Origin of the sequence: Pseudomonas sp. EA_65y_Pfl1_P113 (assembly GCF_963970525.1) — a bacterium.
Taxonomy (GTDB): Bacteria; Pseudomonadota; Gammaproteobacteria; order Pseudomonadales; family Pseudomonadaceae; genus Aquipseudomonas; species Aquipseudomonas tritici.
In genome coordinates this window covers 1-633 of sequence record NZ_CAXAQM010000213.1, presented here as the reverse complement: position 1 = coordinate 633, position 633 = coordinate 1, and the positions used below count along the sequence as shown (strand labels likewise).

The 633-nt window shown below is 62.2% G+C and carries 1 protein-coding gene; it reads right to left on the bottom strand.

The window, feature by feature from the left end; all coding sequences use genetic code 11:
- Positions 1–350: TonB-dependent receptor plug domain-containing protein (locus AACY52_RS29185; RefSeq protein ID WP_339561199.1), on the bottom strand; the 350-nt coding region annotated here is incomplete at its 3' end.
- Between the last annotated feature and the right edge of the window lie 283 nt (positions 351–633).

The window sequence follows — 633 nt, the reverse complement described above, 5'->3', positions numbered from 1 at the left end:
TTGGAAAAGTCGAACGACGTGCTGCCGACACCGCGGATCTGGAAGGCGGCACCCTGGGTCGGGTCATATTGCACGCCCGGCACGACATATTGCAGGTCGGTCAGCGAGATATAGCCGGTCTTTTCGAACGCGGCACCGCTGACCGAAGTGATCGCGATCGGCACGTCCTGCGCCTTTTCGCGGCGGCGCTGCGCGGTGACGACGATGGTGGCGAGACCCTCGTCCGGCGCGGCCTGCGTTTCCGGCGCGGGTGAGGGTGCGGCTTGTTGGGCATACGCTTGTGCGAACGGCGTGCCGGTGGCGACGGTACCGAGCAGAAGCAGATGATGAGGGCGGCGTACAGATATCATTGGTCCGAATCCCCGTTTCGTTGGCTGACGCAGCGGCGGCTATCAGCGACCAATGACGCTTACGTGACAGTTGTACGAAATACTTTGAGGCTTTCACCTCGTAAAACTGTCGGAAGATACGATTGTACGGATTTCAGCCGAGGCGGGCGGTGGCCTGAAGGCGGTCGATCAGCGCAAACGCAGAGGTGTCGGCCGCAGGGTCGATCACGCCATCCAGCAGCAACTGGCCGATGCCGGTCATGGCAATCGCCTGCGCGGACAGCAGATCGAATGGTGCCTCGCC